At 67.8% G+C, this 18002-nt stretch carries 17 protein-coding genes, 1 tRNA gene and 1 other RNA gene; 13 read left to right on the forward strand and 6 right to left on the reverse strand.

Features of this window, described 5'->3' with window-relative positions; genetic code table 11:
• The first annotated feature begins 25 nt into the window (after nt 1–25).
• The 5 genes from alaS to ABB22_RS08090 all read left to right on the forward strand — a co-directional run bounded on the left by alaS (nt 26) and on the right by ABB22_RS08090 (nt 4528).
• Nucleotides 26–2677: an alanine--tRNA ligase gene (alaS, locus tag ABB22_RS08075; protein ID WP_055764747.1), complete on the forward strand. Its 2652-nt coding sequence runs from the start codon at nt 26–28 to the stop codon at nt 2675–2677.
• A 139-nt stretch (nt 2678–2816) separates the two neighbouring features.
• Nucleotides 2817–3020, forward strand: a complete 204-nt coding sequence (gene csrA / locus ABB22_RS08080; RefSeq protein WP_055765406.1) for a carbon storage regulator CsrA — start codon at nt 2817–2819, stop codon at nt 3018–3020.
• A 74-nt stretch (nt 3021–3094) separates the two neighbouring features.
• Nucleotides 3095–3187 (forward strand) — tRNA-Ser (locus ABB22_RS08085).
• A gap of 226 nt (nt 3188–3413) precedes the next feature.
• Nucleotides 3414–3767, forward strand: a transfer-messenger RNA (tmRNA) gene (ssrA, locus tag ABB22_RS17770).
• Between the two features lie 173 nt (nt 3768–3940).
• Nucleotides 3941–4528, forward strand: a complete 588-nt coding sequence (locus tag ABB22_RS08090) for a hypothetical protein (RefSeq protein WP_152984086.1) — start codon at nt 3941–3943, stop codon at nt 4526–4528.
• A 32-nt stretch (nt 4529–4560) separates the two neighbouring features.
• Here ABB22_RS08090 and smpB read toward each other — a convergent pair whose 3' ends face one another.
• On the reverse strand, nt 4561–5064 hold the full coding sequence (gene smpB / locus ABB22_RS08095) for an SsrA-binding protein SmpB (RefSeq protein ID WP_055764752.1): 504 nt from the start codon (nt 5062–5064) through the stop codon (nt 4561–4563).
• A gap of 52 nt (nt 5065–5116) precedes the next feature.
• Between smpB and ABB22_RS08100 the strand changes: the two genes are divergently transcribed.
• Both ABB22_RS08100 and ABB22_RS08105 read left to right on the forward strand, forming a co-directional pair.
• A complete protein-coding gene (locus ABB22_RS08100; protein ID WP_055764753.1) occupies nt 5117–5545 on the forward strand; it encodes a type II toxin-antitoxin system RatA family toxin in 429 nt (142 codons plus the stop codon).
• A 3-nt stretch (nt 5546–5548) separates the two neighbouring features.
• Nucleotides 5549–5806 carry an RnfH family protein gene (locus tag ABB22_RS08105; RefSeq protein WP_055764755.1) on the forward strand — a complete coding sequence of 86 codons (258 nt, stop codon included), beginning with the start codon at nt 5549–5551 and terminating at the stop codon, nt 5804–5806.
• A 21-nt stretch (nt 5807–5827) separates the two neighbouring features.
• Here the strand turns inward: ABB22_RS08105 and ABB22_RS08110 are convergent, their stop codons facing one another.
• Nucleotides 5828–6223, reverse strand: coding sequence for an outer membrane protein assembly factor BamE (locus ABB22_RS08110; RefSeq protein WP_055764757.1), 396 nt, complete (start codon nt 6221–6223; stop codon nt 5828–5830).
• A 104-nt stretch (nt 6224–6327) separates the two neighbouring features.
• Between ABB22_RS08110 and fur the strand changes: the two genes are divergently transcribed.
• The gene (gene fur / locus ABB22_RS08115) at nt 6328–6735 is read left to right on the forward strand and encodes a ferric iron uptake transcriptional regulator (RefSeq protein WP_055765410.1); all 408 of its coding nucleotides are present in this window, start codon (nt 6328–6330) and stop codon (nt 6733–6735) included.
• Between the two features lie 176 nt (nt 6736–6911).
• Here fur and recN read toward each other — a convergent pair whose 3' ends face one another.
• Nucleotides 6912–8576: a DNA repair protein RecN gene (recN, locus tag ABB22_RS08120; protein ID WP_055764759.1), complete on the reverse strand. Its 1665-nt coding sequence runs from the start codon at nt 8574–8576 to the stop codon at nt 6912–6914.
• A gap of 185 nt (nt 8577–8761) precedes the next feature.
• Between recN and grpE the strand changes: the two genes are divergently transcribed.
• The 5 genes from grpE (at nt 8762) to ABB22_RS08145 (ending at nt 14825) form a co-directional block, all read left to right on the forward strand.
• On the forward strand, nt 8762–9277 hold the full coding sequence (gene grpE / locus ABB22_RS08125) for a nucleotide exchange factor GrpE (RefSeq protein WP_055764761.1): 516 nt from the start codon (nt 8762–8764) through the stop codon (nt 9275–9277).
• Nucleotides 9278–9419: 142 nt separating this feature from the next.
• On the forward strand, nt 9420–11342 hold the full coding sequence (dnaK, locus tag ABB22_RS08130) for a molecular chaperone DnaK (RefSeq protein ID WP_055764764.1): 1923 nt from the start codon (nt 9420–9422) through the stop codon (nt 11340–11342).
• A gap of 130 nt (nt 11343–11472) precedes the next feature.
• On the forward strand, nt 11473–12603 hold the full coding sequence (gene dnaJ / locus ABB22_RS08135; RefSeq protein ID WP_055764766.1) for a molecular chaperone DnaJ: 1131 nt from the start codon (nt 11473–11475) through the stop codon (nt 12601–12603).
• A 186-nt stretch (nt 12604–12789) separates the two neighbouring features.
• Nucleotides 12790–13698 (forward strand): pyridoxal kinase, encoded by a 909-nt coding sequence (gene pdxY, locus ABB22_RS08140; protein ID WP_055764768.1) that lies wholly within the window; start codon nt 12790–12792, stop codon nt 13696–13698.
• Nucleotides 13699–13715: 17 nt separating this feature from the next.
• Entirely contained in the window at nt 13716–14825 is a 1110-nt protein-coding gene (locus tag ABB22_RS08145) for a prephenate dehydrogenase (protein WP_055765413.1), read from the forward strand.
• Nucleotides 14826–15240: 415 nt separating this feature from the next.
• On the opposite strand, the gene ABB22_RS08150 is transcribed toward ABB22_RS08145, so the two are convergent.
• The 3 genes from ABB22_RS08150 to ABB22_RS08160 all read right to left on the reverse strand — a co-directional run bounded on the left by ABB22_RS08150 (nt 15241) and on the right by ABB22_RS08160 (nt 17971).
• Complete coding sequence (locus tag ABB22_RS08150) at nt 15241–15432, reverse strand: hypothetical protein (RefSeq protein ID WP_055765416.1); 192 nt, start codon at nt 15430–15432, stop codon at nt 15241–15243.
• A gap of 140 nt (nt 15433–15572) precedes the next feature.
• Nucleotides 15573–17342 carry an ABC transporter transmembrane domain-containing protein gene (locus tag ABB22_RS08155; protein WP_055764770.1) on the reverse strand — a complete coding sequence of 590 codons (1770 nt, stop codon included), beginning with the start codon at nt 17340–17342 and terminating at the stop codon, nt 15573–15575.
• 38 nt (nt 17343–17380) lie between these two features.
• Nucleotides 17381–17971, reverse strand: a complete 591-nt coding sequence (locus ABB22_RS08160; RefSeq protein ID WP_055765418.1) for an IMPACT family protein — start codon at nt 17969–17971, stop codon at nt 17381–17383.
• Nucleotides 17972–18002: the final 31 nt, after the last annotated feature.

Below are 18002 nucleotides of genomic sequence, written 5' to 3' on the forward strand. Positions count from 1 at the left end.
GCCAGCCCGCCTATCGCCAGTCCTCATGAATACACCCGCAAAGTTCACTACCTCACAGATCCGTGCCGACTTCCTCGAATTCTTCAAGGGGAAGGGCCACACCATCGTGCCGTCCGCGCCGCTGGTGCCGGGCAACGATCCGACCCTGCTGTTCACCAACTCCGGCATGGTGCAGTTCAAGGACGTGTTCCTGGGCGCGGAGAAGCGCAGCTACGTGCGCGCGGCCGACGTCCAGCGCTGCCTGCGCGCCGGCGGCAAGCACAACGACCTCGATTCGGTCGGCTACACCGCCCGCCATCACACCTTCTTCGAGATGCTGGGCAACTGGTCCTTCGGCGATTACTTCAAGAAGGACGCCATCGCCTGGGCCTGGGAGCTGCTGACCCAGGTCTGGAAGCTGCCGGCCGAGCGCCTGCTGGTCACCGTCTACCACAACGACGACGAGGCCTACGCGCTGTGGCGCGACATGATCGGCGTGCCGGAAGAGCGCATCGTCCGCATCGGCGACAACAAGGGCGCGCCGTACGCCTCCGACAATTTCTGGCAGATGGCCGATACCGGCCCGTGCGGTCCGTGCACCGAGATTTTCTTCGACCACGGCGAGCATATCGCCGGCGGTCCCCCGGGTTCTCCGGATGAAGATGGCGACCGCTTCATCGAAATCTGGAACCTGGTTTTCATGCAGTTCGACCGCCAGCCCGACGGTACGCTGGTGCCGCTGCCGGCGCCGTGCGTGGATACCGGCATGGGCCTGGAGCGCCTGGCGGCGATCCTGCAGCACGTGCACACCAACTATGAAATCGACCTGTTCCAGGCGCTGATCCGCAAGGCTTCCGGGCTGACCGGCACCGCCGACCTGGAGAACAAGTCGCTGCGCGTGATCGCCGACCACATCCGCGCCTGCTCCTTCCTCATCGTCGATGGCGTGCTGCCGTCCAATGAAGGCCGGGGCTATGTGCTGCGCCGGATCATCCGCCGTGCCCTGCGCCACGGCTGGATGCTGGGCGTGCGCCAGCCGTTCTTCCACAAGCTGGTGCCGACCCTGGTCGAGCTGATGGGCGAGGCCTATCCGGAACTGCCGGCCGCGGCCGCGACGGTACAGAAGGCGCTGCTGGCCGAGGAAGAGCGCTTCGCCGAGACGCTGGATGCCGGCATGAAGATCTTCGACGACGTCGCGGCCAAGGTCGGCGACGGCGTCATTCCCGGCGCCGATGCTTTCCGTCTGTACGACACCTACGGCTTCCCGGTCGACCTGACCGCCGACATCGCCCGCGAGCGCGGCATGACGGTGGACATGGCCGGCTTCGACTCCGCCATGGAGCACCAGCGCGAAATGGCGCGCGCCGCCGGCAAGTTCGGTGGCGGCGTGCAGCTGCCGGCGGAACTTGTCGCCACGCTGTCGCCGACCGTCTTCCTTGGCTACGACCAGCTCCAGGCCGACGGCCTGAAGGTGGTCGCGCTGCTCAAGGACGGACGCCCGGTGGATGCCGTGCAGGCCGGCGACGAGGTGATCCTGTTCACCGACAGGACCCCGTTCTATGCCGAGTCGGGCGGCCAGGTCGGCGACACCGGCACGCTGTCCGGAAACGGCGCGCAGGTGGCGGTGTCCGATACGCAGAAGTTCGCCGGGCAGTTCCACGGTCATGTCGGCATCTTGAACCAGGGCGCGATCAAGCTCGGCGACGTGCTGTCCGGCACGATCGACAACGCCCGCCGCAGCGCCACCATCCTCAACCACTCCGCCACCCACCTGCTGCATGCCGCCCTGCGCGAGGTGCTCGGCACCCATGTGCAGCAGAAGGGCTCGCTGGTGGCGCCGGACCGCCTGCGCTTCGATTTCTCGCACTTCCAGCCGATCGGCGCGGATGAACTGGCGATCATCGAGCGCAAGGTCAACGAGCAGGTGCGCGCCAACAACGCCGCCGAAGTGCACCACATGGGCATGCAGGAGGCGCTGGACTTCGGTGCGATGGCGTTGTTCGGCGAGAAGTACGGCGAGAACGTGCGCGTGCTGAAGATGGGCGACTACTCCACCGAACTGTGCGGCGGCACCCACGTATCGCGCACCGGCGATATCGGCCTGTTCAAGATCACCTCCGAAGGTGGCGTCTCCTCCGGCGTGCGCCGCATCGAGGCGGTGACCGGGCAGGGCGCGCTGGACCATGTGGATGCCGAGGAAGCCCGTCTGGCCGAGGCCGCAAGCCTGCTGGGCGGCGCGGCGACCGACGTGGTCGAGAAGATCCGCCAGCTCGGCGAGCGGCAGAAGAAGCTCGAGCGCGAGCTGGAAGCCCTCAAGGCCAAGCTGGCTTCGGGCGCGACCGCCGACCTCGGCGCGTCGGCAGTCGAGATCGGTGGCGTGAAGGTACTGGCTGCGCGCCTGGAAGGCTTCGACGCCAAGGCGCTGCGCGATGCCATGGACCGCCTGAAGCAGCAGCTGGGCGACGCGGTGATCCTGCTGGCCGGCATCCAGGATGGAAAGGCATCCCTGGTCGCTGGCGTGAACGGCTCGGCAATGGGCAGGGTCAAGGCCGGGGAACTGCTGTCCCATGTCGCCGGTCAGATCGGTGGCAAGGGCGGTGGTCGTCCCGATCTGGCGCAGGGTGGTGGTGAAGACGGTCCCAAACTGGTCGCCGCGCTCGAAGGCGTGCTGGAATGGATCAAGCCACACTTGGCATGAACGTAGACAACCGCGCGCCTTGAAGGCGCCGGCGCCCTGCCATTAACATTGGGGGTCTTTTCCCTTTGTCGTGGGGCGCAGGTACTTGGCGCGCCAATGCCGGTGGGAAGCCCCCACTGGTTCCATGGAGATTCGCACAATGTTGATCCTGACTCGCCGTGTAGGCGAAACCCTGATGATTGGTGACTCGGTCAGCGTGACCGTGCTCGGCGTCAAGGGCAACCAGGTACGTATCGGTATCACCGCGCCGAAGGACGTGGCGGTGCACCGTGAGGAAATTTTCCAGCGTATCCAGCGCGGCGACGAGCCGGCTGCACCGGGAAGTGAAGAAACTTCCGAATAAGGGTTTACCTTTCACCCCGTTAAACGGTATTCTTCGCGCCCTGCCACGGAACACGCGGCAGGGCGAAAGAAAACGGAGTGATGCCCGAGAGGCCGAAGGGGCTCCCCTGCTAAGGGAGTATAGGGTCAAAAGCTCTATCGAGGGTTCGAATCCCTCTCACTCCGCCAGTTGAAGAGCGTCTGCAGACCGCCTCGGTTTGCGGACGTTTTTCATTTCAGGGACATGGATCCGCATCGCTGCCCCGGGACACGGATGACGCCTGACTGCGGGGTGTCCAGGGAAATGCGCGGAGGTGACGACGCTGGCGGCATCGCGTACCATGGCCGACGTCGAGCATCGACCGGATCGCATCGCGGATCTGGACGATGAAGACTGAAGATTCTTGAAGAAATCGGGGGTGCACTGGTTTCGACGGGGGTTGTGAAGTCGCTTGGTGCATGCCGAGGGGGTAGCTTTCCTCGTAAATCCAGCTGCAAAACTCATAGTTGCCAACGACGACAACTACGCTCTGGCCGCTTAAGGTCTAAGCCCCGAAACAGCTTGTGTCCGTGCTCGCTGCGTAGGGTCATCATCACGGAATCGCATGGGGTGGCTGCCCGTCAGCTCCAAGCTAGATAAAGCGGGCTGGTTCCGGGATGCGCTTTGCGCGCCGTGCTGTTCCGGGACGAGATGCAACGGCGAGCTAAGCATGTAGTACCGGGGATGGAGTGCCTTCGGACGGCGGTTCAATTCCGCCCACCTCCACCATCTATAAAGCCCAGCCTTCACCGGCTGGGCTTTTCTTTTGTCTGAAGGCAAAGGGCTGCAGTGGTCGTGCCGCATGCTGGAGCGCGTGGCGGAACGGCTTAACGGCACTGCGACCATTCTGCGACATGCGGCTGTCGACCATGGCTGCCATGTTCCCGTGATGGCATGGCCAGATGAATTCTCCTTGTCCGTATCGCCTGAGTGGATTGGCTGCGACCGTTGGCGCTGATTTCCGCCGGCGGGCGATGCCGTCTTCGTGGGCCGGCTTGGGATTGGTGCTGGCGGCGGGCGCTGCGCTCATGGCCGCACAGCCGGGCGCGCAGGCGGTGGCTGTCCTGGCGCTTGCGCTGCTCTGCCGCCGGGCGTTCCGGCGGCCCTCGCTGGCGCCCCTCGGGAATCCCGGGTTTGCGGTGCTGCTGCTGTTGCTGGCGACATCGGCCTTGGGCATCGCGACGGGCATGTGGGGTGCCTGGGGCGCGGCAGGGCTGGCGGTCGTCATCGCCGTGGTGCATGTGGGCAGCTATGCGGCGCGCGTTGTCGGCCTTTCCATGCGCCTCCAGGCGGTTGTCGATTCCCTGGAGGATGTCGAGCTGCTGGCGTTGTTGCCACCGGATGCGGCAGCGGAGGCGAGGCGCTGGATGGCGGGTGCTGGCGGCGATGCAGGGCGGCTCGCGGTGGCGGTGCCGCTCGCCGCGCTGCATGTCGCACTGGGCAGGTGCGATGCCCGCGTGCGCGACAGGCGGGCGTTGCTGCTGGGCTGAAGACGGGGTGGTGGGTGGACCCGCCGCTTCACTCAGGCGTTGCGGTTGTGGGCGCGCATTGCGCGCTGCTTCTCGCGGGCCCAGTCGCGTTCCTTGGCGGTGTCGCGCTTGTCGTGGTTCTGCTTGCCCTTGGCCAGCGCGATCTCGAGCTTGATCTTGTTCTTGCTCCAGTACATCGCGGTGGGTACCAGGGTGTAGCCGTCACGCTCGACGCGGCCGATCAGCTTGTCGATCTCGCGCCGGTGCAGCAGCAGTTTGCGCTGGCGGCGGTCCTCGGGAACGGTGTGGGTGGAGGCCTGGATCAGCGGGGTGATCTGGGCGCCGATCAGGAAGATCTCGCCGTCTTTCACATAGGCGTAGGCATCGGTCATGTTGCCGCGCCCGGCCCGAATGGCCTTGATCTCCCAGCCCTGCAGCACCAGTCCGGCCTCGAAGCGTTCCTCCAGGTGGTATTCATGGCGCGCGCGCTTGTTGAGCGCGATGGTTTTGTCGGCCTGCGCGTTCTTTGCTTTATCCTTACCGGGTTTCTTGCTCATTCCCTTATTGTCTCCGATTCGGAGGCGTTCCGAACATCCGTCCGTATTCCGCATGCCTACCATCCGCCGTAGCGCTCTGGTCGAACAGCCCGCCGAGCGCATGTTCGATCTGGTCAACGATGTCGCCGCCTATCCGCGGCGTTTCCGCTGGTGCGAGGCGGCGCAGATCCTGGAGCAGGGGCCGGAACGGCTGGTGGCCCGCCTGGACCTGGGGTTGGGTTCGTTCCGGACCTGGTTCATGACCGAGAACGTGCTGCAGCGTCCGGGCAGCATCGACATGCAGTTGAAGGATGGCCCGTTCAAGCGCCTGCATGGCCGCTGGCAGTTCCAGCCGCTGTCCGATGCTGCCTGCAAGGTGAGCCTCGAGCTCGAGTTCGAGCCGACCTCGCGCCTGCTTGGGCCGGCGCTTGCGCTGGGTTTCCAGGGGCTGGCCGATCGCATGGTCAATGATTTCGTGCGCGTGGCCGAGCAGGGGGGCTGAGCCATGCGCGTGGAAGTGGTGCTGGCCTGGCCGGAGCGCTACCTGCGTCGCGAACTGATCCTGCCGGAAGGTTGCACGGTAGCCGACGCGCTGGAGGCAGCGGCGCTGGACACCGATGGCGGGTTCGTGGCCACGGCCGTGCATGGCGTGCTCGCGCGGCCGCAGCAGGCGCTGCATGACGGGGATCGCATCGAACTGCTCAGGCCGTTGTTGGCCGACCCAAAAGAAAATCGCCGCCGGCGGGCGCGCGGCGGCGATTGATCTGGTGCGTGGCGCCCGGGTTCAGTGGCCGCCGCGCTTCTTCTTGTCCTTGGCCAGGTTGCGGCCGAACTGGCGCACGCTCTTCTGGGCCAGTTCCGCATCTTGGTTGGGGAAGTAGTCGCCTTCCCAGCGGGCGACGCGGTCGTTCTCGAAGAACACGGTGAAATTCTTCACCTCGGTCTTGCCCAGGCGGTTCACGCGCTGGCTGGAGGTGTAGTCCCAGCGCTGGGCATGGAACGGATCGGGAATGGACGGCGTCCCCAGCAGCGCGTTGACCTGCTGCTTGCTCTGGCCGGCCTGCAGCTGTGCGACGGACTTTTCTTGCAGCAGGTTGCCCTGGTAGATGGGCTGCTTGTAGATGATGCCGCAGCCGGCGGTGGACAGGGCGACAACGGCGATCAGCAGGAGGTTGCGCATTGGGACAGGCGATTGAGGAAATCCCGGCGATGATACACTCCCCGGCACCCAGCGCGATCTGACCGGAGGCAACTGGCGTTAAACCGCCAATGAACACGATGGCCATGGAATCCAACGACCTGCGCAAAGTCGGCCTGAAAGTGACGCATCCGCGGATGCGCATCCTGGCGTTGCTTGAGCAGAACACCCCGCACCACCACCTGACCGCCGAGGACATCTACCGGCAGCTGCTCGATTGCGGCGACGAGATCGGCCTGGCGACGGTCTACCGCGTCCTGACCCAGTTCGAGGCGGCCGGCCTGGTGCTCAAGCACAACTTCGAAGGTGGGCAGGCGGTCTATGAACTTGACCGCGGCGGCCACCATGACCACATGGTGGACGTAGATACCGGCAAGATCATCGAGTTCGAGAGCCGCGAGATCGAGGAACTGCAGAAGAAGATCGCGGCCGAGCACGGCTACGAACTGGAAGAGCATTCGCTGGTGCTGTACGTGCGCAAGAAGCGGCGCTGAGGCGCCCGCACCGTGGAAGACGACACCGGCCCCGTGCCGGTGTTTTCGTCTGCGGGCGGTGTGCTGGTGGCCGGCAGATTGCCGGGGGAGTCGCCCCGGTGCCGGCCGGTGCCACATGGAGGCGCAGCAGGTGGGTGACTTCGCCGGCCCCGGCAGTGGGTGGGCAGTGCCGGGGCTCAGGCCTCGGCCAGCAGCTTGCGCGCGGCGGCGCGGGCTTCCTTGCTCACTTCGGCGCCGCCGAGCATGCGCGCCAGTTCTTCCTCGCGGCCCCTGGCATCGAGCAGTTCCACCGCGCTCTGGGTCATGCCTTCCACCGGTGCCTTGCTGACCCGGTAATGGGCATGGCCCTTGGAGGCGACCTGTGGCAGGTGGGTCACGCACAGCACCTGGCGGCGCTCGCCCAGGGCGCGGAGCTTCTTGCCGACAATGTCGGCCACGGCGCCGCCGATGCCCGAATCCACTTCGTCGAACACCATGGTCGGCACGGCATCCAGGCCCAGCGCCGCTACTTCGATGGCCAGCGAGATGCGCGACAGTTCGCCGCCGGAGGCGACCTTGCGCAGCGCCCGCGGCGGTTGCCCGGCATTGGCGGCAACCAGGAATTCGACCCGCTCGGCGCCGTTCGGGTCCGGGCGTGGCTGCGGCTGGGGCTCCAGTTCGATCAGGAACTGGCCGCCGCCCATGCCCAGCTCGCCGATCAGGGTGGTGGTGGTGTCCGACAGGGCCTTGGCCGCGCTGGCGCGGCTGGCGGTGAGCCGGGCGGCCTGCGCCTGCCAGCGCGCGGCGGCCGTGTCGATCTCGCCGGCCAGCCGCGACAGGCGCTCGTCGGCGCCGCGCAGTTGTTCCAGTTCCGCGGCAAGGCGCTCGCGGGCGGCGGCCAGCTCTTCCATCGGCACGCGGTGCTTGCGCGCCAGGTCGTGCAGGCGGCCGAGCCGGCGCTCGATCTCCTCGAACGCCTCCGGGTCGCTGTCCAGGTCGTCCAGCACCCGGTCCAGCTGGGCCAGGGCCTCGTGCAGCTGGATGCCGGCGGCGTCGAGCATGCCGTCGATCTCGCCCAGCCGCGCATCGTGCTGGCTGACCCGCGACAGTTCGTGCCGCACCTGTTGCAGCAGGCCGAGCAGGGCGGGGGCCTCATCGCCGTTGAGCGCGTTGCCGGCGTACTGGCAGGCCTCGATCAGCGCGGTGGAGTGCGCCTGGCGGCGATGGCTGGCGGCCAGCGCCACGAGCGCCGCCGGTTCCAGTTCCTCGCGCTGCAGCTCGCCGAGCTGGTGTTCGAGGAAGGCGATGCGGTCGGAGACGTCGCCCTGCTGCGACAGCGCATCGCGCTCGTCGATCAGCGCCTGCCACTGGCCGCTGGCGGCACGCACCGCGGTGCGTTCGGCGTCGTTGCGGGCATAGGCATCGAGCAGGGCCAGCTGGCTGGGGCGCGACAGCAGCGCCTGCTGGTCGTGCTGGCCATGGATCTCGACCAGGAAGGCGGCCAGTTCGGCCAGCTGCGAGACCGGCACCGGGCGGCCATTGATGAAGGCGCGCGAGCCGCCATCGGCGCGGATCACCCGGCGCAGCTGGCACTGATCCTCGTCGTCGAGCTCGTTGTCGCGCAGCCAGTGGCGGGCGGGGGCCTCGTCGGCGAGGTCGAATTCGGCCGAAAGCTCGGCCCGGGCGGCGCCGTGGCGGACCACGCCGCTGTCGGCGCGCAGCCCGGACAGGAAGCCCAGCGCGTCGACCATCAGCGACTTGCCCGCGCCGGTTTCGCCGGAAACCACGGTCATGCCCTGCCCGAACTCCAGTTCGGTGGCGCGGACGACGGCGAAATCCTTGATCGAAAGATGTCTGAGCATGGTCGGCAGAGGTTGGGGCCGCGCAAAACTAGCATGCGCATGCGGCAGGTCAATCCGGGAATGGCGCCCGGTGCCACAGATTAATGCGCGCCGGTCGCAGGGGATGAGCCTGAACCTTGAAACCCCGGGGGCAGCCCACATACGGGGAGCAGGCAGGCGGCAGAACGACCGCCAGGGAACCGGAAATGAACCAAGACCACCCCGAATTCGAGACCGAGGGCACCGCTGGCGACGCGGCCGAGGCGCAGGGCGCGCAGGTCCAGGCGCTGCGCACCGAGATCGAGCAGCTCAAGGGCGAGTCGCTGCGCGAGCGCGCCGACCTGGAGAACCAGCGCAAGCGCGTGGCGCGCGACATCGAGCAGGCGCGCAAGTTCGCCAACGAGAAGCTGCTGGGCGAACTGCTGCCGGTGTTCGACAGCCTGGATGCGGGGCTGGTCGCGGCCGGCGCCGACCCCAGTCCGCTGCGCGAGGGGCTGGAGCTGACCTACAAGCAGCTGCTCAAGGTCGCCGCCGACAACGGCCTGACCCTGCTCGACCCGGTCGGGCAGGCGTTCAATCCCGAACACCACCAGGCCATCAGCCAGGTCGACGCCCCCGCCGGCGTGGCCCCGGGCGCGGTGGTGACCGTGTTCCAGAAGGGCTACCTGCTCAACGAGCGCCTGCTGCGGCCGGCGCTGGTGGTGGTGGCCCGGGTCGACTGACCTCCGGCCGGCTGGCCGCCGCCTTAACGCGCGCGGCCATCGGCAAACAGCGTTCCGGGGGTGGCTTGAATGTCATCCGGCCATCCCCCACATCCCGTTCATACCCGGCGGCTGCCGGCACACGAATCCTCAGGAGTCCCCCATGGGCAAGATCATTGGTATCGACCTCGGCACCACCAACTCGTGCGTGGCGATCATGGACGGCGGCAAGGCCCGCGTCATCGAGAACTCGGAAGGCGACCGCACCACGCCCTCCATCGTCGCCTACACCAAGGACGGCGAAGTACTGGTGGGCGCCTCGGCCAAGCGCCAGGCCGTCACCAATCCGAAGAACACCTTCTACGCGGTGAAGCGCCTGATCGGCCGCAAGTTCACCGACGCCGAAGTGCAGAAGGACATCGCCCACGTCCCGTACGGCATCCTCGCCCACGACAATGGCGATGCCTGGGTGGCCACCAGCGACGGCCGCAAGATGGCGCCGCAGGAAATCTCGGCCAAGGTGCTGGAGAAGATGAAGAAGACCGCCGAGGACTTCCTCGGCGAGAAGGTCACCGAGGCGGTCATCACCGTGCCGGCCTACTTCAACGACAGCCAGCGCCAGGCGACCAAGGACGCCGGCCGCATCGCCGGCCTGGACGTCAAGCGCATCATCAACGAGCCGACCGCCGCGGCGCTGGCCTACGGCCTGGACAAGGGCGACAACAAGGACCGCAAGATCGTCGTCTACGACCTGGGCGGCGGCACCTTCGACGTGTCGATCATCGAGATCGCCAACGTCGACGGCGAGAAGCAGTTCGAAGTGCTGGCCACCAACGGCGACACCTTCCTCGGCGGCGAAGACTTCGACAACCGCGTCATCGAGTACCTGGTTGACGAGTTCAACAAGGACCAGGGCATCGACCTGCGCAAGGACCCGCTGGCCCTGCAGCGCCTGAAGGACGCGGCCGAGCGCGCCAAGATCGAGCTGTCCAGCGCGCAGCAGACCGAAGTCAACCTGCCGTACGTCACCGCCGACACATCGGGTCCGAAGCACCTGAACATCAAGCTGACCCGCGCCAAGCTGGAAGCGCTGGTGGAAGAGCTGATCAAGAAGTCGATCGAGCCGTGCCGCACCGCGCTGAACGATGCCGGCCTGCGTTCGAGCGACATCAACGAGGTGATCCTGGTCGGCGGCCAGACCCGCATGCCGAAGGTGCAGCAGGCGGTCAGCGAGTTCTTCGGCAAGGAGCCGCGCAAGGACGTCAACCCGGACGAGGCCGTGGCGCTGGGCGCCGCGATCCAGGGCGGCGTGCTGGGCGGCGACGTCAAGGACGTGCTGCTGCTGGACGTGACCCCGCTGTCGCTGGGCATCGAGACCCTGGGCGGCGTGTTCACCAAGATCATCGAGAAGAACACCACCATCCCGACCAAGGCCTCGCAGACCTTCTCCACCGCCGAGGACAACCAGTCGGCCGTGACCGTGCACGTGCTGCAGGGCGAGCGCGAACAGGCCCGCTACAACAAGTCGCTGGCCAAGTTCGACCTGACCGGCATCGAGCCGGCGCCTCGCGGCCTGCCGCAGGTGGAAGTGTCCTTCGACATCGACGCCAACGGCATCCTGCACGTCTCGGCCAAGGACAAGAAGACCAACAAGGAACAGAAGGTCGAGATCAAGGCCGGTTCGGGCCTGTCCGAGGACGAGATCGCGCGCATGGTGGCTGACGCCGAGACGCACCGCGAGGAGGACAAGAAGTTCCAGGAGCTGGTGCAGGCCCGCAACCAGGCCGATGGCCTGATCCACGCCACCCGCAGCGCCATCACCGAGCATGGCAGCAAGGTCGGCGGCGATGTCATCGGCAAGGTGGAGGCGGCCCTGGCCGACCTGGAAACCGCGATGAAGGGTGACGACAAGGCGCAGATCGAAGCGAAGTCGAAGGCGCTGGAAGAAGCCGGCCAGTCGCTGTATGCCGCCGCTTCGGCCGGCGAGCAGGGCGGCCCGGCCCCGGGCGCGGGTGCGGCCGGTCCGGCTGGCGACGATGTGGTCGACGCCGAGTTCACCGAGGTCAAGGACGACAAGAAGTCCTGATGTCCATTGCCCTCTCCCCTCGGGGAGGGGCCGGGGCGAGGGTTCGGGGCCGCGGTGCGGTCCCGGACCCTTGTCGCATCAACGAACCCGCACCCCAGCCCTCCCCCGGAGGGGGAGGGAGAGGTAAAGCATGAGCAAGCGCGATTACTACGAAGTACTGGGCGTCTCCCGCGACGCCGGCGACGAGGAACTGAAGAAGGCCTATCGCCGCTGCGCGATGAAGCATCATCCGGACCGCAATCCGGGCGACGCCGCGGCCGAGGCCGCCTTCAAGGAGTGCAAGGAGGCCTACGAGGTCCTGTCCGACGGCAACAAGCGGCGCATGTACGACGCCCACGGCCACGCCGCGTTCGAGCACGGCATGGGCGGGATGGGTGGCGGTCCGGGCGGCCCGGACATGGGCGACATCTTTGGCGACATCTTCGGCAACATCTTCGGTGGCGGGGGCGGCGCACGCCAGGCGCGGCGCGGCGCCGACATCGGTTACGTGATGGAGCTGGACCTGGAGGAAGCCGTTGCCGGCGTGGAGCGCCGCATCGAGATTCCGACCCTGGTCGAGTGCGGCGACTGCGACGGCAGCGGCTCGGAAGACGGCAAGGTCGAGACCTGCAACGTCTGCGGCGGCCGCGGCCAGGTGCGCATGCAGCGCGGCATCTTCGCCATGCAGCAGGCCTGCCACAACTGCGGTGGCCGTGGCCAGATCGTTGCCAAGCCATGCAAGACCTGCCATGGCAACGGCCGCGTCGAGGAAGACAAGGTGCTGTCGGTGAAGGTGCCGGCCGGTGTCGATACCGGCGACCGCATCCGCCTGCAGGGCGAGGGCGAGGCCGGTCCGGCCGGTACGCCGCCGGGCGATCTGTATGTGGAAGTGCGCGTGCGCGAGCATGCCATCTTCACCCGCGACGGCGACGACCTGCACTGCGAGGTGCCGGTGCGGATTTCGCAGGCGGCCCTCGGCGATGCCGTGCGCGTGGCCACGCTGGGCGGCGAGGCGGAGATCCGCATTCCCGCCGAGACCCAGACCGGCAAGCTGTTCCGCCTGCGCGGCAAGGGCGTCAAGTCGGTGCGCAGCCGCACCGAGGGCGACCTGTACTGCCGCATCGTGGTGGAAACGCCAGTCAACCTCACCGCCGAACAGCGCAAGCTGCTGGAACAGTTCGAGGCGACCTTCGTCGGCGAGGAGGCGCGCAAGCATTCGCCCAAATCGGCCACCTTCCTGGATGGCGTCAAGGGCTTCTGGGACCGGATGACCTCGCCCTGAGTCCCTGCCTGTCCGTAAGGGCGGCTTCAGTCGCGATGGCTCTCCCCCTAGAGCCTTTTCGCCACTGAAGCCGCTCCTGCGGGAGTGTCGGAGGCCGCAGCTTGCTGCGGCTTCTTCGTTTCCGGCGTTTGGTTGCGTGCGCATCCATGCCGTCGGCCGCGGTGGCCGCAGGCGTAGAATGCGGCGATGAACGACGTCGACCACAGCCATCTCGTGCACGGTCGCCGGCAACGCCCGGATGGGCCCTCGCCGGTGGACGTGATTTCCGTACAGTCGCAGCTGGTCTATGGCCATGCCGGCAACAGCGCGGCGGTGCCGCCGCTGCGCGCGCTGGGCCTGCGCGTGGCGGAGATTCCCACCACCCTGCTCAGCAATGCGCCGTTCTACGCGACGCTGCGCGGCCGCGTGCTGCCGGCCGACTGGTTCGCCGAACTGCTGCAGGGCGCCAGCGAACGCAGCCTGCCGCAGCGCGCCGGCGCGCTGGTTTCCGGTTATTTCGGCAGCGTCGCCAACGGCGCCGCCTTCGCCGACTGGCTGGACGAAACGCGGCCTTCCTGCCCGGGACTGCGCTACTGCCTGGACCCGGTGATCGGCGACACCCATACGGGGCCCTATGTCGAACCCGGGCTGGAAAAGATATTCGCCGAACGCCTGCTGCCGCACGCATGGCTGGTCACGCCCAACGCCTTCGAACTGGGGCGTTTGACCGGCATGCCGGCGCTGCAGCAGGACGATGCCATCGCCGCCTCGCGCGTCCTGCTGGAGCGCGGCCCGCAGTGGGTGATCGCGCATTCGGTGTCCGGCGTACCGGGCGAACTGGTCACGCTGGCGATCGGCCGCGACGAAATCTGGCGCTGGACCTCGCCGCACCTGCCGGTGGACGTGGCCGGCACCGGCGACGTGCTGATGTCGTTGCTGGTGGCGTTCCTGCTCAAGGGCCATCGCTTCGAGGATGCGGTTGGGCGCGCCATCGCCGGCGTGCATGCCGCATTGGAAGCGACGCTGGCGCAGGGGGTGGAGGAGTTCGACGTGCTGGCCGCCGCACCGGCCGCGCTGGGCACGCCGTACCGCTTCCGCGCCGAGCGGCTGGCGTGAGCGCGGCGCTGGCGCCGATGGCGCCGGTCATCGGCATCGTCGGCAGCGGCGGTGCCTATGGTCGCTGGCTGCGCGGCTTCTTCCAGTCGCGCATGGGCCTGGAAGTGATCGGCCACGATCCGGTCGATGCCGCCTCGCAGTCGCCGGAGCAGCTGTTGGAACGGGCCGACGTGCTGCTGTTTTCCGCACCGATCCGGTATACACCGGCATTGATCGACGATTACGCGCGGCGTTCGGCCGGGCGCGAGCGCGACAGACTGTGGCTGGACGTGACCTCGATCAAGAGCGCGCCGGTGGCGGCGATGCTGCGTTCGCAGGCCAGCGTGGCCGGCCTGCATCCGATGACCGCGCCGCCCAAGGCGCCCACGCTCAAGGGCCGGGTGATGGTGGTGTGCGAGGCGCGCGTGGAGGCGCGCTGGCAGCCCTGGCTGGAACGGCTGTATGCCGCGCTGGAGGCCGAATGCGTGCCGGCCACGCCCGAGCACCACGACCGGGTGATGGCGCTGGTGCAGGCGATGGTGCATGCCACCCATCTGGCACAGGCCGGGGTGATGCGTGGTTATGCGCCGCTGCTCGGCGAACTGCAGGCGCTGATGCCGTACCGCTCGACCGCGTTCGAACTGGATGCGGCAGTGATCTCGCGCATCCTGTCGCTGAACCCGGCGATCTACGAGGACATCCAGTTCGGCAACCCGCATGCGGGCGAGGTGCTGGATCGCCTGCTGGAGCAGCTGCAGCGGCTGCGCGCACAGCTGGCCGATGGCAGCGACGCGGCGCGGGCGGCGTTCCGCAGGCAGTTCCTCGACGACAACCGCGACGCGGTGGACGAACGGACGCTGCGCGAGGGCAACTACAGTTTCGAGCGGCTGGGCTACCTGCTGGCGGACCTGACCGACACGCGCGCGATGAGCGTGCACCTGCCCGAGGACCGGGCCGGTTCGCTGCGCGAACTGCTGCATGTGTTCGAACGGCATGGCATCAGCCTGTCTTCGATCCATTCCTCGCGCACGCCGGGCGGCGAGGTGCATTTCCGCATGGGCTTCGTGCAGCGCTATGCACCGGAAGTGCTGGAGGCGGCCGCGCGCGAGATCGACCGCAGCGGCATCGGCAGGGTGCTCGACCGCTGAGTGCGCTTCATCCACAGCGGGTGTGGATGACCTGCGCACAAGCCTGTGGATGAATGCCGGCAGCCCTTGCGGTGCAAGGCTGTCAAGATGGCTGGCGAATTCTTCGCCAGTCTTTTTCTCCGACGGGGTGGCCGGCCGAGCATCGCCATCGCGCATGCATCGCCGCAATGCCGACAACCGTTGTTCATCGATGTGCGCATTCATCCACAGCGGGTGTGGATGACTTGCGCACAAGCCTGTGGATGAACGCCGGCAGCCCTTGCGGCGCAAGGCTGTCAAGATGGCTGGTGAATTCTTGGCCAGTCGTGATCCGCACGCGGGTGCATGGCCGCAGGAATGGCATCAGTCGCGATGGAGCATTCTTCCTGACGTCCCCGTTCGCGACTGAAGTCGCTCCTGCGGAAGACGCGCTGTTTCAGATGCGCAGCCGCAACTGGCCGTCGAGCGTGGTGAATTCGCGCGCATTGCGCTGCAGATGGCGGCCATCGTCCAGTTCGTAGCGCGGCGCGGTGTCGCCGGCACCCTTGTTTCCCTGTTCGGGAATGAACTCGATGATGATGTGGCTCTCGCCGTTGCTGTCGGTGGCGGGGAACTGGCGGAACGACATGGCGACCTCCTGCGTGGCATCCAACCCGGTTCGGCCGGGCCAGCCTGCATCGCCGCGCGTTAGCCCCGCGTCGAGAGCCTGTTCCTCACCGCACGCGGATCGTCCCGCACGCCAGGCGCAGCATGGATCGCCGATCCGTCTCAGTCGATGAACTGCAGCCGCGCCAGTTCCGCGTACAGACCGCCTTCGCGCAGCAGCTGCTCGTGGGTGCCCTGGGCGACGATGCGGCCGTGGTCCATGACCACGATGCGGTCGGCCTTGAGTACGGTCGCCAGCCGGTGCGCGATCACCAGCGTGGTGCGGCCGGCCATCAGCCGTTCCAGCGCCTGCTGCACCGCGCGTTCGCTCTGCGCGTCGAGCGCGCTGGTGGCTTCGTCCAGCAGCAGGATCGGCGCGTCCTTGAGCAGGGCGCGGGCGATGGCGATGCGCTGCTGCTGGCCGCCGGACAGGCGTGCGCCGCGCTCGCCCAGTTCGCTTGCATAGCCTTCGGGTAGGGCGCGGATGAAATCGTCGGCCTCGGCGGCGCGTGCGGCGGCATGCAGTTCCTCATCGCTGGCCTGCAGGCGGCCATAGCGGATGTTCTCGGCGGCGCTGGACGCGAACAGGGCCGGCTGCTGCGGCACCAGCGCGATCTGTTCGCGCAGCGCGGTGGGCTCGGCCTGGCGCAGGTCGACGCCATCGATGCTGATCGCGCCCGCGTCGGGATCGTGGAAGCGCAGCAGCAGCGACAGCACCGTGCTCTTGCCGGCACCGGAGGGACCGACCAGGGCCACGGTCTCGCCGGGCTGCACGTGCAGGGTGAAGCCTTCCAGCGCGGGCTGTCCCGGGCGCTGAGGGTAGTGGAAGACCACGTCGTCGAAACGGATGTCGCCGCGCAGCGGCGCGGGCAGGGCGAGCGGCGCGGCCGGCGCGCGCACGCCGGGGCGTTCCTGCAGCAGTTCGGCGATGCGGCCCATGCCGCCGGCGGCGCGCTGCAGTTCGTTCCATACTTCGGCGAGTGCGCCGACCGAGCCGCCGCCGATCAGGGCGTAGAAAACGAACTGGCCCAGCTCGCCCTTGCTGATGCGCCCGGCGATCACGTCGTGCGCGCCGGACCACAGCACCAGCACCACCGCGCCGAACACCAGGGTGATGACGATGGCGGTGACCAGCGACTGGGTGCGGATGCGGCCGCGCGCGGTTGCCACCGCCACGCGCACCGCGTCGGCGAAGCGGCCGGTTTCGTAGCCTTCGCGCGCGTGGGCCTGCACGGTGCGGACCGCGCCGAGGGTTTCGCTGGCAAGGTTGTTGGCGTCGGCGACACGGTCCTGGCTGGCGCGCGAGACTTTTTCCAGCCGGCGCGCGCCGAGGATGATCGGCAGCACCGCCAGCGGAATGCCGACGAGGGTGAAGGCGGCCAGGCGCGGGCTGGTGACGAACAGCATCGCCAGGCTGCCGACCACGGTGACGGTGCTGCGCAGCGCTACCGACATGCTGCTGCCGACCACACTGCGCAGCAGTTCGCTGTCGGCCGACAGGCGCGAGACCAGCTCGCCGCTGCGGTTGCGGTCATGGAACTGCGCATCCAGTCCGATCAGGTGCGCGTACAGCTGCCGGCGCAGGTCGGCCACGACCTTTTCGCCAAGCAGCGAGACGAAGAAGAAACGCGCCGCGCTCGCGGCGGCCAGTACCACCACCACCGCGAATACCAGCAGGAATACCTGGTCGATGTTGCTGCCGTTGCTGAAGCCGTCGTCGATCATGCGCCGGAACGCGACCGGGAAGCTCAGCGTGGCCGCCGAGGCCACCGCCAGCGCCACCAGCCAGGCGATGAACAACCCCATGTGGCGGCGCACGAACGGCCACAGCGCACGCAGCGTGCCCAGCCGTGCCTTGGCGGAAGAGGGGGGAGCAGGGGCGGTATCGGTCATGGGCGGGGCATCGGAAGGAGGGAGGGCCGGCACCGGCCTCAGCCGCCGGCATCGAGCCAGCGCACCCTGTCACGGGTGGCGTCGCGCAGCTGGGTTTTCAAGCCGTCCGCGCGGTCGGCGGGCAATTCGATGGACAGCTGCGCGCCGTGCTCGTCGAACGCCTCGCCAAGTTTGTCCGCCGCGTGCGCGGCCAGTTGCGAGTACACGGTGCCGAGTTCGTCGAATGGGCAGGCCAGCCGCAGCTGGCGCATCGCCATCAGCGGCAGGCGTGGCGCCAGACGCAGGCATTCGGCAGCGGTGCCGCCGTATGCACGCACCAGGCCGCCGGCGCCGAGCTTGATGCCGCCGTACCAGCGGGTCACGACCACGGCGATGCGGTCGTAGCCCTGGCCGTCGATCGCGGCCAGGATCGGGCGACCGGCGGTGCCGGCGGGCTCGCCGTCGTCGCTGGAACGGTATTCGCCGCCGCAGCGGTAGGCCCAGCAGTTGTGGGTGGCGTCGGCCACCGAGACCCCGGCGATGAAGGACAGCGCATCGGCCGCGCTGCCGATCGGCAAGGCCTGGGCGAGGAAGCGGCTGTGCTTGATCTCCAGCACGTGGCTGGCGGGCGCGGCGAGGGTATCGGGCATCGCGCACATTCTAGGCGGCTGGACGCTGGTT

The sequence above is a fragment of the Stenotrophomonas nitritireducens genome (assembly GCF_001431425.1).
Lineage (GTDB): Bacteria > Pseudomonadota > Gammaproteobacteria > Xanthomonadales > Xanthomonadaceae > Stenotrophomonas > Stenotrophomonas nitritireducens.

What these genes read in the sequence shown, in the direction of transcription:
- alaS (WP_055764747.1), top strand. Translation starts at nt 26, where the DNA reads ATGAATACACCCGCAAAGTTCACTACCTCACAGATCCGTGCCGACTTC.
- csrA (WP_055765406.1), top strand. Translation starts at nt 2,817, where the DNA reads ATGTTGATCCTGACTCGCCGTGTAGGCGAAACCCTGATGATTGGTGAC.
- ABB22_RS08090 (WP_152984086.1), top strand. Translation starts at nt 3,941, where the DNA reads ATGAATTCTCCTTGTCCGTATCGCCTGAGTGGATTGGCTGCGACCGTT.
- smpB (WP_055764752.1), bottom strand. Translation starts at nt 5,064, where the DNA reads ATGAGCAAGAAACCCGGTAAGGATAAAGCAAAGAACGCGCAGGCCGAC.
- ABB22_RS08100 (WP_055764753.1), top strand. Translation starts at nt 5,117, where the DNA reads ATGCCTACCATCCGCCGTAGCGCTCTGGTCGAACAGCCCGCCGAGCGC.
- ABB22_RS08105 (WP_055764755.1), top strand. Translation starts at nt 5,549, where the DNA reads ATGCGCGTGGAAGTGGTGCTGGCCTGGCCGGAGCGCTACCTGCGTCGC.
- ABB22_RS08110 (WP_055764757.1), bottom strand. Translation starts at nt 6,223, where the DNA reads ATGCGCAACCTCCTGCTGATCGCCGTTGTCGCCCTGTCCACCGCCGGC.
- fur (WP_055765410.1), top strand. Translation starts at nt 6,328, where the DNA reads ATGGAATCCAACGACCTGCGCAAAGTCGGCCTGAAAGTGACGCATCCG.
- recN (WP_055764759.1), bottom strand. Translation starts at nt 8,576, where the DNA reads ATGCTCAGACATCTTTCGATCAAGGATTTCGCCGTCGTCCGCGCCACC.
- grpE (WP_055764761.1), top strand. Translation starts at nt 8,762, where the DNA reads ATGAACCAAGACCACCCCGAATTCGAGACCGAGGGCACCGCTGGCGAC.
- dnaK (WP_055764764.1), top strand. Translation starts at nt 9,420, where the DNA reads ATGGGCAAGATCATTGGTATCGACCTCGGCACCACCAACTCGTGCGTG.
- dnaJ (WP_055764766.1), top strand. Translation starts at nt 11,473, where the DNA reads ATGAGCAAGCGCGATTACTACGAAGTACTGGGCGTCTCCCGCGACGCC.
- pdxY (WP_055764768.1), top strand. Translation starts at nt 12,790, where the DNA reads ATGAACGACGTCGACCACAGCCATCTCGTGCACGGTCGCCGGCAACGC.
- ABB22_RS08145 (WP_055765413.1), top strand. Translation starts at nt 13,716, where the DNA reads ATGGCGCCGGTCATCGGCATCGTCGGCAGCGGCGGTGCCTATGGTCGC.
- ABB22_RS08150 (WP_055765416.1), bottom strand. Translation starts at nt 15,432, where the DNA reads ATGTCGTTCCGCCAGTTCCCCGCCACCGACAGCAACGGCGAGAGCCAC.
- ABB22_RS08155 (WP_055764770.1), bottom strand. Translation starts at nt 17,342, where the DNA reads ATGACCGATACCGCCCCTGCTCCCCCCTCTTCCGCCAAGGCACGGCTG.
- ABB22_RS08160 (WP_055765418.1), bottom strand. Translation starts at nt 17,971, where the DNA reads ATGCCCGATACCCTCGCCGCGCCCGCCAGCCACGTGCTGGAGATCAAG.